Below are 12686 nucleotides of genomic sequence, written 5' to 3'. Positions count from 1 at the left end.
TTCAGATGGCCGTTACTTGCCAAACCGCTTCTTGAACGCGTTGTCGGAAAAACCGACCGACACGTCGTCGCCATGCACGACCACCGGGCGCTTGATCAACGCCGGGTACTCCTTGAGCAACAGCGTCCACTCCGGGTCGGACCGCGGGTCCTTGCGCTGCGGCAATAACGTGCGCCACGTGGTCGACGCCTTGTTTACCAGCTTCTCCCATCCGCCCAGCTGTTCCGCCCAGGCCTTCAGCGTCGTCGCGGGTACCGGATGCGCCCGGTAGTCGACGAACTCATGGGCGACATCGAAGCGCGTGAGCCAGTTGCGCGCCTTCTTGCAGGTATCGCAGGTGGGCAGGCCGTAAACGGTGATCGTCATGGCTCAGTCGCCGCTGCGCAGGAGTTCGTTGATGCCGGTCTTCGCGCGGGTCTTCTCGTCCACCTGTTTCACGATCACTGCCGCATAGAGGCTATGGCTGCCGTCCTTGGCCGGCAAGCTGCCCGACACCACGACGCTGCCCGCCGGTACGCGACCGTAGCTGACCTCGCCGGTCGCGCGGTTGTAGATGCGCGTGGACTGGCCGAGGAACACGCCCATGCCGATGACCGAGCCCTTCTCCACCACCACGCCTTCCACGACCTCGGAACGCGCGCCGATGAAGCAACCGTCCTCGATGATGGTCGGATTCGCCTGCAGGGGTTCCAGCACGCCGCCAATGCCCACGCCGCCGGAAAGGTGCACGTTCGCGCCGATCTGCGCGCAGGAACCGACGGTGGCCCAGGTGTCGACCATCGTGCCGGACCCGACATACGCGCCGATGTTGGTGTAGCTCGGCATCAGTACCGCGTCCTTCGCGATGTGCGCCCCACGGCGCACGAGGGCGCCCGGCACGACGCGCGCGCCGAGGTTCGCGTACTCGGTCGCGTCGCCTTCGGTGAAACGCAGCGGCACTTTGTCAAAGGCGCTGGACGGACCACCATCCATCACGCGGTTGCCGTTCATGCGGAAATAAAGCAGCACCGCCTTCTTCAACCAGGCGTTGACCGTCCAACCGCCCTTGCCGTCCGGCTCGGCCACGCGGCGCTCGCCGGACTCGAGCAGGTTGAGTACTTGCTCAACCGCCTCGCGCAGGTCGCCCTCCATTTCGTTCTGGCTGAGCGCGGCGCGGCGCTCGAAGGCGTCGTCGATGAGGGATTCAAGCGTTTGCATCTGCATGGGGAGACGTCCTGGGGCTTTCGGAACCGATGTGGCGTAGCAGGCAGGCCCGCAGGACGTCCCGGTGACCGGACGAGAGCGGCGCATTGCTGCGATCGGTGAGTTGGAAGAAGTCCTCGACACGTTCGCCGAACGTGGCGATCCGCGCATCATGCACGCGTACCTCCGCTTCGGCCAGCGCCTGCGCCACCGCGGCGAGCAGGCCCGGCCGGTCGGTGCACACGAGCGCGAGCTGCGTCCGGTCGCCGGCATCCACGAACTCGATGCGGGGCGCCATCTGGAAATGCCGCAGGTGGCGCGAGAGCCCGCGCTTGGCCGGGCCGTGGCCCGCGGGCTGGTCGAGCGCGCGCAGCATCCTCGCGCGCAACTCCTCCGCGCGCTGCAACGACGCCGGCGCCTGCGAATCCGATTCCAGCAGCAGGAAGGTGTCCAGCGCCTTGCCCGTGCTGGAGACGAGGATGCGCGCCTCCATCACCGAAAAACGCAGGCGATCCAACACCGCTGTGACCGTGGCGAACAAGCCATCGCGATCGGGGGTGTAGATGAAAAGCTCGGTGCTGCCGCGCACGGAGAACGGATGCACTTCCACGAGCGGCGTTACACCGCGCGCGCGCAGGATCGCCGCGGTCTGCCAGGCCACCTGTTCGGGACGATGGCGCAGGAAACTCGTGTCGGGGAATTCGGCCCACACGCGGGCGATGTCGCCGGCGTCCACATGTTCCGCCGCCAGCATCTGGAGCGCGCGCTCGCGGCACTCGCGCACGCGGACACCGGCATGTCCGGGAGGCGTGAGGTCGCTGCGCAGCGCGAAGCGCGTGGCCGTATAGAGGTCCGCCAACAGGCGATCCTTCCAGGCGTTCCATAGCTTCGGGCTGGTGCCGATGATGTCGGCGATCGTCAGCAGGTAGAGGTGGTCGAGATGTTCCCAGTCGCCGACCTCCGCGCCGAACCGGTGCACCACGTCGGGATCGGTGATGTCCTGGCGCTGCGCCGTGGTGCTCATCGAGAGGTGGTGGCGAACCAGCCAGGCGACCAGCTCCACCTGCTCCTCCGGCAAACCCAGGCGCGTGCAGAACGCACGGGCCTCCTCCTCGCCCAGTACCGAATGATCGCCACCCCGGCCCTTCGCGATGTCGTGGAACAGCGCGGCCAGCAGCAGCAGTTCGGGCTTCTCGAGATGCGGCCACACCTCGCAGGCGATGGGGAACTCGCGGCGCGCCGCCGGATCGGCGAAGCGTGCCACCGTGCGCAACACGCGGGTCGTGTGCTCGTCGACCGTATAGACGTGGAACAGGTCGTACTGCATGCGCCCCACCACCTTGCCGAAGGCCGGCAGGATGGCCGCGAGCAGCCCGTGCCTGTTCATGCGCCACAGCGCGTCGACGGCGGGCGCGCCACGACGCAGCAAGGCGAGGAAGGCGCCGAGCACCTGCGGATCGTCGGCCAACGATTCGCCGTGCTGCGAGACGGCGTGCTGGATCCGGCGCATGGTTTCCGCCGTGAACCCGGTGATGCCCGGTTCGTCGAGGCGGGCGATGAAGATCTCAACCAACGCCGAAGGCCTGCGCACGAACAGGTGCGAATTGCGCGGCGCGATGCGCGACCCGTAGCGGACGTAGTCGCTGCCGACCGCCTGCGGCTCCGCGACCGGGTCCAGCATCTCCTCGAAGCGCTCCACCAGCTGCGTGCCCGAACGCTCGATCTGGGTCGCCGCGCGGTAATAGCCCTGCATGAACTGCTCGACGCCGAGGTTCTTGGCGTGCTCGTCCTCGAAACCGAGGCGAGACGCGAGCGCGCGCTGGTAATCGAACAACAGGCGCTCCTCGGCCCGACCGGCCTCCAGGTGCAGTGCATAGCGATACCGGCGCAGCGTTTCCTCCGCGCGGGTCAGGCGCGCGGCTTCCACCGGTTCGAGCAGGCCTTCGGCGACCATCGCGTCGAAGTCGGGAGCGTTGGCGAGGCGCCGGCCCAGCCAGCGGATGGCGTCGAGCGTGCGCAGGCCGCCGGGGCCGTCCTTGAGGTTGGGTTCCAGGTTCTGCGCCGTGTCGTCGTAACGGGCATGGCGGGCGTCCCGCTCGGCGAGGCGCGCCGCGAGATACGCGCGCGGCGGCCAGATCGCCGGATCGTCGAGGATGCCGCGCAGGCGCTCGCCCAGGGCGGGCTGGCCGACGAGGCGGCGCGCATCGAGCAGGCTGGTGAAGACGCTGGCGTCCTTCATGGCGAGTTCGCGGCACTGCTCCACGGTGCGTACCGCGTGCCCAGGCTTCAGCCCGATGTCCCATAGGCAGCCGAAGAAATGCTCGAGCGCCCGCGCCAGGGCGGGGGCGTTGCCATCGACCAGCGCCAGCAGGTCCACGTCGGAGCGGGGAAACAGGAGCCCCCGACCGAACCCACCGACCGCAAACAGAGCAGCCTCGGCGGAGTCGCCGAGGCTGGCGTGCCATGCGTGGACGACGATCCGTTCCACGATGTCGCCCCGCCGCCGCGCCAGCGCCGACGCGTCTTCGCCCTCCTGGAAGGCGACGGCCAGTGCACGGTCGACGTCGCCGAGCAGTTGGCGAAGCGACCGCCGCGCCTCCGGCGACACGCCCGAGCGGGGCACCACCTTCGGAAGGCGCGGAAGCGATGGCAGCGTCACGTCGGCATCCTACTCAGGAAAACTGTGGTGGAGCGCCTTATGTGGGAGCCGCTATAGCGGCGAGAAGCCCACGAAGCATAGAAGCGGCACGGTAAGGCGCTTGCCGCTATAGCGGCTCCTACAGGGCATGTCCTCAGGCCGCGTCGGGCCAAGGCGTCAGGATCTCGAAACCGTCCTCGGTCACGGCCACCGTATGCTCCCACTGGGCCGACAGGGAATGGTCCTTCGTGACCACCGTCCAGCCGTCCGGCAGGGACTTCGTCTGCGGCTTGCCGGCGTTGATCATGGGCTCGACGGTAAAGGTCATGCCTGGCTTCAGCTCCAGGCCGGTGCCCGCGCGGCCGTAATGCAGGACCTGCGGCTCGTCGTGGTAGACCTTGCCGATGCCGTGGCCGCAATACTCGCGGACGACCGAGAAACCCGCCGCCTCGGCGTGCTTCTGGATCGCGGCGCCGACATCGCCGAGGGTGGCGCCAGGTTTCACGGCCTGGATGCCCTTCATCATGGCCTCGAAGGTGGTCTCCACCAGGCGCTTCGCCAGGACGCTGGGCGTGCCCACGAAATACATGCGGCTGGTGTCGCCATGCCAGCCGTCCTTGATGACGGTGACGTCGATGTTCACGATGTCTCCATCCTTCAGGACCTTCGTCGGGCTCGGAATCCCGTGGCAAATCACGTGGTTGACCGACGTGCAGGTGGTCTTCGGATAGCCCCGGTAGCCGACGTTGGCCGGGATCGCCTTCTGCACGTTCACAATGTGGTCGTGGGCGAGCTGGTCCAGCTCTTCCGTGGTCACGCCCGGTTTGACGTGCGGGACCAGCATGGCCAGCACCTCGGCGGCCAGTCGGCCGGCCTCGCGCATGGCCTGGATTTCTTCGGGGGTTTTCGGTACGACTGCCATCGATCTCTCTCTTTTCCTTTGCCCGTCAGGGGATTGGGCCTCCCATCCAAGATGGGGGCGCCCCTGCCGGTTGCCACCCTCGACTTGCGGTCGGGAGACTCCGGAGGCTACAATTAGCGAGTTTTGCTGTCCGGCGAAGTCACCCATCAGGTGGCCACGGCGGCGATTCGAAGCGCGATTGTAACCGCACGGCGCCACCCTTGGCCCGGTGCGAGGCAATCGCTTAACGCCACACACGCATCGGCACCGCCTTCGGGGTGCCCGTCCTTTCCAGGCCGGGTCGAAGCCGGGGATGCGTGGAGGTCCCAACCCCCATAGAACCGCTCGAGCGGTTCGCCCAGGAGTATTCCATGGCACAAGTCACCATGCGCGAGATGCTGGAAGCCGGCGTCCATTTCGGTCACCAGACGCGTTACTGGAACCCCAAGATGGCTCCGTACATCTTCGGCGCCCGCGGCAAGATCCACATCATCAACCTCGAGAAGACGCTCCCGCTCTTCACCGACGCAATGAACTTCCTCTCGGGCCTGGCCCAGAAGGGCGGCACCATCCTGTTCGTCGGCACCAAGCGTTCGGCCCGCGAGGCCCTCGCCGAGGAAGCCGCGCGCGCCGGCCAGCCGTTCGTCACCGCCCGCTGGCTCGGTGGCATGCTGACCAACTTCCGTACCGTGAAGCAGTCGGTCGCCCGCCTCAAGGAACTCGAAGCCGCCGAAACCGACGGTTCGTTCGATCGCCTGGTGAAGCACGAAGTGCTGGCCCGTCGCCGCGAGCGCGACAAGCTGCAGAATTCGCTGGGCGGCATCAAGGACATGAATCGCCTGCCGGACGCCCTCTTCATCGTGGACATCGGCCACGAAGATATCGCCGTCCAGGAAGCCCGCAAGCTCGGCATCCCGGTCGTCGCGATCGTCGACACCAACTACGACCCGGCCCTCGTCGACTACGCCATCCCGGGTAACGACGACGCCATCCGTGCCATCCAGCTCTACGCCCGCGCCGCCGCCGATTCCATCCTGGAAGGCAAGGCCGCCTCGCCGAACGCCGCCCGTGGCGACGCCAACGAGTTCGTCGAGCTGGACGAGGAAGGCAACCCGGTCGCCAAGGACGACGCCCCGCGCGGCGATCGTCGTGGCGCCCCGGCCAAGAAGGGTGCGCCGCGCCGCGAAGGCGGCCGTGAAGGTGGCCGCGGCGCCCGCGCTTAAGCGCTCGCCCGGTTTCCGTATCACCCGGCGCCGCGGCACCACCGCCGCGGCGCCCATCAATCATTGAGGAATTACCATGGCTGAGATCACCGCGGCCCTCGTCAAGGAACTGCGTGAGCGTTCCAGCGTCGGCATGATGGAGTGCAAGAAGGCGCTCGTCGAAAACAACGGCGACATCGAAGCGGCGATGGAATGGCTGCGCAAGAACGGCATGGCCAAGGCCGACAAGAAGGCCGACCGCGTCGCTGCCGAGGGCCTCATCGCCGTCGCGCAGAAGGCCGGCAAGGCCGTCCTGGTCGAAGTCAACAGCGAAACCGACTTCTCCTCGCGCAACGAGCAGTTCATCCAGTTCACCAAGGACGTCGCCAATGTCGCCCTCGAGTCCGGCGCCGCCGACGTCGAGGCACTGAAGGCCGCGAAGCTCGGTGACGGCACGGTCGAGGAAGGCGCCAAGGCCCTCACCCTCACCATCGGCGAGAAGTTCGACGTCCGCCGCATGGCCAAGGCCGAGAACGACGGCCCGATCGGCGCGTACTCGCACAGCGGTCGCATCGGCGTGCTGGTGGCCCTGAAGGGCGGCACGGAAGAGCTGGCCAAGGGCATCGCCATGCACGTCGCCGCGATGAACCCGAAGTTCGTCAGCGAGAAGGACGTGCCCGCCGACTTCCTCGAGAAGGAAAAGGAAATCGAGCTCTCGAAGATGTCCGATAAGGAAAAGGCCAAGCCGGCCGAGATCCTCGAGAAGATCGTGTCGGGCAAGGTCAACAAGATCCTCGCCGAAGTGACCCTCGTCGGCCAGCCGTACGTGCTCGACGGCGATGTCACCGTTGGCGAGGCCCTGAAGAAGGCCGGTGCCGAGATCGTCTCGGTCGAGCGCCTCGCCGTCGGCGAAGGCATCGAGAAGGTGGTGGACGATTTCGCCGCCGAAGTGATGAAGCAGGCGGGCCTGGCGTAAGCCGGTCTTCGCTGGAACGAAAGGCCGCGAGCGATCGCGGCCTTTTTTTTGGGCGCTTTTCACATTCCTGCCATAACGCCGTGCAGGTTAGACTACGCCCGTTTTGCCCCACACAATCTGGAGATCCCCCATGAGCAACTCGCTGAACCACCGCCGCATCCTGCTCAAGCTCTCCGGAGAGGCCCTCATGGGTAGCGAGGACTACGGCATCGATCCGAAGGTGATCGGGCGACTCGCCAAGGAAATCCTGGAAGTGCGCGAGGCAGGCGTGCAGGTGGGCGTCGTCATCGGTGGCGGCAACATCTTCCGCGGCGCCGGCCTCGCCGCCGCGGGCATGGACCGCGTCACGGGTGACCACATGGGCATGCTGGCCACCGTCATGAACGCGCTGGCGATGCAGGACGCCATCGAAAAGCTCGGCGGCGAAGCCCGCACCATGAGTGCCATCAAGATCAACGAGGTCTGCGAGGACTTCATCCGTCGCCGCGCCATCCGCCACCTCGAGAAAGGCCGTGTGGCCCTGTTCGCCGCGGGCATCGGCAACCCCTTCTTCACCACCGATTCCGCTGCCGCCCTGCGCGCCGTGGAAGTCGGTGCCGACCTGCTCCTGAAGGCGACCAAGGTCGACGGCGTGTATTCGGCGGATCCGAAGCGGGTCCCTAACGCGGAGCGCTACGAACACCTCACTTACAACCAGGTGATCGAGCGCCGCCTCGAAGTGATGGATACGGCGGCGATCGCCCTCTGCCGCGAGAACAAGCTTCCGCTGCGCATCTACGACATGACCCAGCCGGGCAACCTCATGCGGATCATGCGCGGCGAGCCGGTGGGCACCCTCGTCGACGCCGGCTGAACGGCCCGACCCGCACTCCTGGCGCAGCGCGGCACGGCCGCCGCCGGCCTCGCTGCTATACTCGCTTGCTGACCCGCTCCACCGGACAATCCCATGATCAACGACATCAAGAAAGATGCTGAGACCCGCATGGGCAAGAGCATCGACTCGCTGAAGCACGACCTGAAGACGATTCGCACCGGTCGCGCCAACCCGTCGATCCTCGAGAACATCGTCGTGCCTTATTACGGCGCGCCCACCCCTCTCGCCCAGGTTGCGAACATCACGACGCCGGACGCGCGCTCGCTTTCGGTCAAGCCCTTCGACAAGAGCATGGTCGGTCCCATCGAGAAGGCCATCATGGCCTCCGACCTCGGCATCACGCCGACGACGATGGGCATGGACATCCGCCTGAATTTCCCGCCGCCGACCGAGGAGCGCCGCAAGGAGCTCGCCAAGAGCGTGGCGAAGGAAGGCGAGGCCGCCAAGATCGCCATCCGCAATGTCCGCCGCGATGCCATCCAGCATGTCGACAAGCTGCTGAAGGACAAGGCGATCACGGAAGACGACAAGAAGCGCGCCGACGACGACATCCAGAAGCTGACCGACAAGTTCGTCAAGGAAGTGGACGACGTGGTCAAGGACAAGGAGAAGGAGCTGATGGCGCTCTGACGCGCCATCGGCCGCCTCCATGGCAGCGAAGCCCGCCGACCGGGTTCCCCGCCACCTCGCCATCGTGATGGATGGAAACGGCCGCTGGGCGAAGCAGCGCCTGCGCCCGCGCACGTTCGGTCATCACGCGGGCCAGAAGGCCGTGAAGGAGGCGGTGGAGTTTTGCCTTCGCCGCGGGATCGGCTCGCTGACGCTGTTCGCCTTCTCCAGCGAGAACTGGCAGCGCCCGGCCACCGAGGTGTCGGCGCTGATGGAGCTGTTCCTGAAGGCGCTCGACAAGGAAGTGGACGAACTGCACGGCAACGGCGTGCGCATCCGCTTCGTGGGCAACCTCGATGCCTTCGCCCCCGAGCTGCGCAACCGCATGCTGGGCGCGATGGAACGGACGGCGGGCAACACCGCGCTGAACATGAATGTCGCCGTGAACTACGGCGGACGCTGGGACATCGCCCACGCGGCTCGCCTCGCGGCCGAAGCCGTAGGCCGCGGCGAGTTCCGGGCCGAGGACATCGACGAGCAGCGCCTGCACGGTTACACCTGCCTCGCCGACCAACCGCCGCTCGACCTCTTCATCCGCACCGGCGGCGAGCACCGGGTGAGCAACTTCCTGCTCTGGCAGATCGCCTATGCCGAGCTTTTTTTCACCGACACCCTGTGGCCCGACGTCGACCAGGCCTGCCTCGCCGAGGCGCTGGAAGACTATGCCCGCCGCGAGCGCCGTTACGGCCGCACCGGCGAACAGGTCACGGGCTGACGCCGGAATCCCATGCTGAAGCAACGCATCACCACCGCCGCGATCCTCATTCCGCTGGTCCTGGCGCTCATCCTGCTGCCACCCACGACATTCTTCGCGGCCATCATCGCCGTCGTCTTCGTCGGGGCTGCGTGGGAATGGAGCCTGCTGGCTGGCTGCCGTACGCCGGTCGGTCGCGGGATCGTTGCCGGCGCGGCCGCCGCGATCTTCGCCGCCCTGCTCATCGTGCGCACGCCTGGCCTGCTCCTCATGCTGACGCTGATAGGCGTGGCCTGGTGGATCGGCTGCTGCTTCTGGCTGCGCCACTTCACGTTCGCCGCGGCACCGAATGCCGAGAACCGCATGCTGAAGCTCGGCACGGGCGCGCTCGTGATCGTGCCGACGCTGGCGTCCGCCATTCTCCTGCACGCCAGCACACGCGGTAACTGGTGGACCCTCGTGGCCCTCGTCATCGTCTGGGCCGCGGACACCGGCGCCTATTTCAGCGGCCGCCACTTCGGCAAGCGCAAGCTTGCCCCGCGCATCAGCCCGGGAAAGACCTGGGCGGGCGTCTACGGCGCCGTGCTGGCAGGTGGCTTCGTCGCGGTGCTGGGCGGCTTCCTGCTCGGCGTTCGCGATGGCGGCCAACTGCTCGGTTTGTTGCTGCTCGGCGTCGTTACCGTCGCCATCGCCGTCGTGGGCGATCTTTTCGAGAGCCTGATGAAGCGCCACGCCACGGTGAAGGATTCGGGCACGCTCTTCCCGGGCCATGGCGGACTGCTCGACCGCCTCGATAGCGTCTTCGCGGCCTTGCCGGTGTTCGTCGCCGGCAAGCTCCTGCTGGGTCTCTGACCGTGGCCGTGCGGCGGGTCGCGGTGCTCGGCGCCACCGGTTCCATCGGCGGCAGCACGCTCGACGTCATCGCCCGCCATCCCGACCGCTTCCACGCCAGCGTCCTGGCGGCGAATCGGGACACCGCGGGCCTCACCGCGCTCTGCGAACGCTTTCGGCCGGACCTCGCCATCGTAGCCGATCCCGCGATGGAAGCCGATCTCGTCCGCCGCCTCGCCGCCGCGGGCGTGCGCTGCGCGGTCGCCAGTGGCGCGGATACCGTGACCGCCGCGGCCGCCGGCCCCCTTTGCGACACGGTGGTCGCCGCCATCGTCGGCGCGGCGGGCCTGGAGTCCACCCTGGCCGCCGCGCGCGCCGGCAAGCGACTGCTGCTGGCGAACAAGGAATCCATCGTGATGGCGGGCGCCCTGCTGCTCGATGCCCTGCGCGAAGGCGGCGGCGACCTCATCCCGATCGATTCCGAGCACAACGCGATCTTCCAATGCCTGCCCGGCGGGCGGCCCGACCTCGGTCGCGCCGGCGTCCGGCGGATCATCCTCACCGCGTCCGGCGGTCCGTTCCGCGGCCGCACGCGGGCCGATCTCGGCCGGATCACGCCCGACGAAGCCTGCGCCCATCCGAAGTGGTCGATGGGGCGGAAGATCTCGGTCGACTCGGCCACCCTGATGAACAAGGGACTCGAGGTCATCGAGGCCCACCACCTGTTCGCCGCCCCCGTCGACGCCATCGAGGTCGTGGTGCATCCGCAGAGCCTGGTCCACTCGATGGTCGACTACGTCGACGGGTCGGTGCTGGCCCAGCTCGGCAACCCCGACATGCGCACGGCCATCGCCTGCGCCCTGGCGTGGCCCGAGCGGATCGACGCCGGCGTGACGCCGTTGGACCTGGCCGCGCACGCGCGGCTCGACTTCGAGAAGCCGGACACCGACACCTTCCGCTGCCTCGCCCTCGCCTTCGCCGCCCTGCGCGAAGGTGGCGACGCCACGGCCATCCTCAACGCCGCCAACGAGGTGGCCGTGGAGGCCTTCCTCGCCGGGTCCCTCCCCTTCCTCGGCATCGCCGAGCTCGTGGAACGTGTTCTTGAGGAACTGCCGGCCCAAGACGTGGTCGATGTCCAGACCCTCGTCGCCCGTGACGCCGAGGCGCGCCGGGTCGCCCGGGGCGTGCTCCACCGCGCTTACTGCTAAACTCGCTCCACCCAAACGTTTTTTTGCCGAGACCCGCCCTCCCCGATGAGCCCTGTCCTAGGTTCTGTCTTCTGGCTGCTAGTCACGCTCGGCGTGCTGGTGACCTTCCATGAATTCGGCCATTACTGGGTCGCGCGCCGCTGTGGCGTGCGGGTGCTGCGCTTCTCCGTGGGTTTCGGCCGTCCGCTCTGGCGCCGCGTGGCGAAGGACGGCACCGAATACCAGATCGCCGCCATTCCGCTCGGCGGCTACGTCAAGATGCTCGACGCCCGCGAGGGCGATGTGCCCGCCGCCGAGCGCGGCCAGGAATTCACCGGCAAGTCCGTGTGGAAGCGCATCGCCATCGTCGCCGCCGGGCCCGCGTTCAACCTCATCTTCACCATCGCCGCGTTCTGGGCGATGTACATGGTCGGCAAACCCGACGTGGCGCCGATCGTCACCGCCGATCCCGGCACGGTGGCCGCCACCGCGGGCATCCGTCCGGGCGACCGCCTGATCGCCATGAACGGCGATCCCGTGGGCAACTGGAGCGACGCGACCGAGGTCCTCGCCAACGGCCTGCTCGGTAACGAACCCCTACCGGTGCGCGTCAAGGGTGCCGACGGCGCGCAGCGCGACATCGTCCTGCCCCTGCAACGCCTGGATGCCGGCGGCGACATCGGCAAGCGCTTCACCCAGCTGGGCATGGGCCTGCAGGTGCCGCCGGTCGTCGGTGAGGTGGTCAAGGGCGATCCCGCTTCGCTCGCCGGCATCCGCGCGGGCGACCGCATCCTCAGCGTCAACGGCAAGCCGGTGTACGACTTCGAGGACTTCACCAAGCTGGTCCCGGAGCAGGCCGCCATCTCGCCCAAGCTCGCGGTCGCCATCCAGCGCGACGGCCAGACGAAAACCTTCGAGATCACCGCCCGGATGAAGTCCGAGCAGGGCCAGCCCACGCGCTGGCTGATCGGCGTGGCCCGCCAGCCGCTGGAAGAGGCCACGCTGCGCTACGGCCCGGTGCGCGCCTTCAGCGAATCGCTGCGATCCACCTGGACCGGCGCCGCTTCGACCTTCAACCTGATCGGCAAGATGCTTTCAGGCGAGGCGTCCACGAAGAACCTGTCCGGCGTCATCGGCATCGCGCAGGTCGCCAACGATTCGGCGAACCGCGGGCTCGGCTGGTTCCTCAACTTCCTGGCCCTGGTGTCGCTCAGCCTGGCCATTCTGAACCTGCTGCCGATCCCGGTCTTGGACGGTGGACACCTGCTGTATTACCTTATCGAGTTGATCAAGGGCAGCCCGGTCAGCGAACGCACCATGATCGCTGGCCAGTACGTGGGGATCGTCCTGCTGTTCACGTTGATGGGGCTGGCGTTCTTCAACGACATACAACGCATGCTCGTCTCGTGAGCCGACAGCTCACGGGCGCGATCGTATTACCAAGGCTCCTGGCGCTTCCGCGCCCTGCGCCGAACGACGCAAGGCAAGAGTCTTGCGCGTGCTCCTCTTCGGTTGCCGGCCTCGTCCGCCGT

General features: G+C 67.4%; 12 protein-coding genes. 8 read left to right on the top strand and 4 right to left on the bottom strand.

Annotation, left to right across the window (positions count from 1 at the left end):
* Positions 1-12: 12 nt before the first annotated feature.
* The 4 genes from ACQKIE_RS10985 to map form a co-directional block, all read right to left on the bottom strand.
* Positions 13-366: an arsenate reductase gene (locus ACQKIE_RS10985; RefSeq protein ID WP_427458923.1), complete on the bottom strand. Its 354-nt coding sequence runs from the start codon at positions 364-366 to the stop codon at positions 13-15.
* Positions 367-369: 3 nt separating this feature from the next.
* Positions 370-1197 carry a 2,3,4,5-tetrahydropyridine-2,6-dicarboxylate N-succinyltransferase gene (gene dapD / locus ACQKIE_RS10980; protein ID WP_427459355.1) on the bottom strand — a complete coding sequence of 276 codons (828 nt, stop codon included), beginning with the start codon at positions 1195-1197 and terminating at the stop codon, positions 370-372.
* The gene (gene glnD / locus ACQKIE_RS10975) at positions 1184-3841 is read right to left on the bottom strand and encodes a [protein-PII] uridylyltransferase (protein ID WP_427458921.1); all 2658 of its coding nucleotides are present in this window, start codon (positions 3839-3841) and stop codon (positions 1184-1186) included. Before glnD ends, dapD begins: the two co-directional genes overlap by 14 nt.
* Before the next feature lie 133 nt (positions 3842-3974).
* Positions 3975-4742 carry a type I methionyl aminopeptidase gene (gene map / locus ACQKIE_RS10970; protein ID WP_427458919.1) on the bottom strand — a complete coding sequence of 256 codons (768 nt, stop codon included), beginning with the start codon at positions 4740-4742 and terminating at the stop codon, positions 3975-3977.
* A gap of 350 nt (positions 4743-5092) precedes the next feature.
* Between map and rpsB the strand changes: the two genes are divergently transcribed.
* The 8 genes from rpsB to rseP all read left to right on the top strand — a co-directional run bounded on the left by rpsB (position 5093) and on the right by rseP (position 12564).
* Entirely contained in the window at positions 5093-5944 is an 852-nt protein-coding gene (rpsB, locus tag ACQKIE_RS10965) for a 30S ribosomal protein S2 (protein ID WP_427458917.1), read from the top strand.
* A gap of 76 nt (positions 5945-6020) precedes the next feature.
* Positions 6021-6899, top strand: a complete 879-nt coding sequence (tsf, locus tag ACQKIE_RS10960) for a translation elongation factor Ts (RefSeq protein ID WP_427458915.1) — start codon at positions 6021-6023, stop codon at positions 6897-6899.
* A gap of 130 nt (positions 6900-7029) precedes the next feature.
* Positions 7030-7752 carry a UMP kinase gene (pyrH, locus tag ACQKIE_RS10955; protein WP_427458913.1) on the top strand — a complete coding sequence of 241 codons (723 nt, stop codon included), beginning with the start codon at positions 7030-7032 and terminating at the stop codon, positions 7750-7752.
* 93 nt (positions 7753-7845) lie between these two features.
* Entirely contained in the window at positions 7846-8403 is a 558-nt protein-coding gene (gene frr, locus ACQKIE_RS10950; protein ID WP_427458911.1) for a ribosome recycling factor, read from the top strand.
* A gap of 19 nt (positions 8404-8422) precedes the next feature.
* Positions 8423-9157, top strand: a complete 735-nt coding sequence (uppS, locus tag ACQKIE_RS10945; protein ID WP_427458909.1) for a polyprenyl diphosphate synthase — start codon at positions 8423-8425, stop codon at positions 9155-9157.
* Positions 9158-9169: 12 nt separating this feature from the next.
* Entirely contained in the window at positions 9170-9988 is an 819-nt protein-coding gene (locus ACQKIE_RS10940) for a phosphatidate cytidylyltransferase (RefSeq protein WP_427458905.1), read from the top strand.
* An 8-nt stretch (positions 9989-9996) separates the two neighbouring features.
* Positions 9997-11175: a 1-deoxy-D-xylulose-5-phosphate reductoisomerase gene (locus ACQKIE_RS10935; RefSeq protein ID WP_427458902.1), complete on the top strand. Its 1179-nt coding sequence runs from the start codon at positions 9997-9999 to the stop codon at positions 11173-11175.
* A 45-nt stretch (positions 11176-11220) separates the two neighbouring features.
* Positions 11221-12564, top strand: coding sequence for an RIP metalloprotease RseP (gene rseP / locus ACQKIE_RS10930; protein ID WP_427458900.1), 1344 nt, complete (start codon positions 11221-11223; stop codon positions 12562-12564).
* The last annotated feature ends 122 nt before the right edge of the window (positions 12565-12686 follow it).

The sequence above is a fragment of the Luteibacter sp. NPDC031894 genome, from assembly GCF_050273135.1.
Lineage (GTDB): Bacteria > Pseudomonadota > Gammaproteobacteria > Xanthomonadales > Rhodanobacteraceae > Luteibacter.
This window is presented reverse-complemented; position numbering and strand designations above follow the sequence as displayed.

What these genes read in the sequence shown, in the direction of transcription:
- frr (WP_427458911.1), top strand. Translation starts at nt 7,846, where the DNA reads ATGATCAACGACATCAAGAAAGATGCTGAGACCCGCATGGGCAAGAGC.
- pyrH (WP_427458913.1), top strand. Translation starts at nt 7,030, where the DNA reads ATGAGCAACTCGCTGAACCACCGCCGCATCCTGCTCAAGCTCTCCGGA.
- uppS (WP_427458909.1), top strand. Translation starts at nt 8,423, where the DNA reads ATGGCAGCGAAGCCCGCCGACCGGGTTCCCCGCCACCTCGCCATCGTG.
- ACQKIE_RS10940 (WP_427458905.1), top strand. Translation starts at nt 9,170, where the DNA reads ATGCTGAAGCAACGCATCACCACCGCCGCGATCCTCATTCCGCTGGTC.
- rseP (WP_427458900.1), top strand. Translation starts at nt 11,221, where the DNA reads ATGAGCCCTGTCCTAGGTTCTGTCTTCTGGCTGCTAGTCACGCTCGGC.
- dapD (WP_427459355.1), bottom strand. Translation starts at nt 1,197, where the DNA reads ATGCAAACGCTTGAATCCCTCATCGACGACGCCTTCGAGCGCCGCGCC.
- rpsB (WP_427458917.1), top strand. Translation starts at nt 5,093, where the DNA reads ATGGCACAAGTCACCATGCGCGAGATGCTGGAAGCCGGCGTCCATTTC.
- tsf (WP_427458915.1), top strand. Translation starts at nt 6,021, where the DNA reads ATGGCTGAGATCACCGCGGCCCTCGTCAAGGAACTGCGTGAGCGTTCC.
- ACQKIE_RS10985 (WP_427458923.1), bottom strand. Translation starts at nt 366, where the DNA reads ATGACGATCACCGTTTACGGCCTGCCCACCTGCGATACCTGCAAGAAG.
- map (WP_427458919.1), bottom strand. Translation starts at nt 4,742, where the DNA reads ATGGCAGTCGTACCGAAAACCCCCGAAGAAATCCAGGCCATGCGCGAG.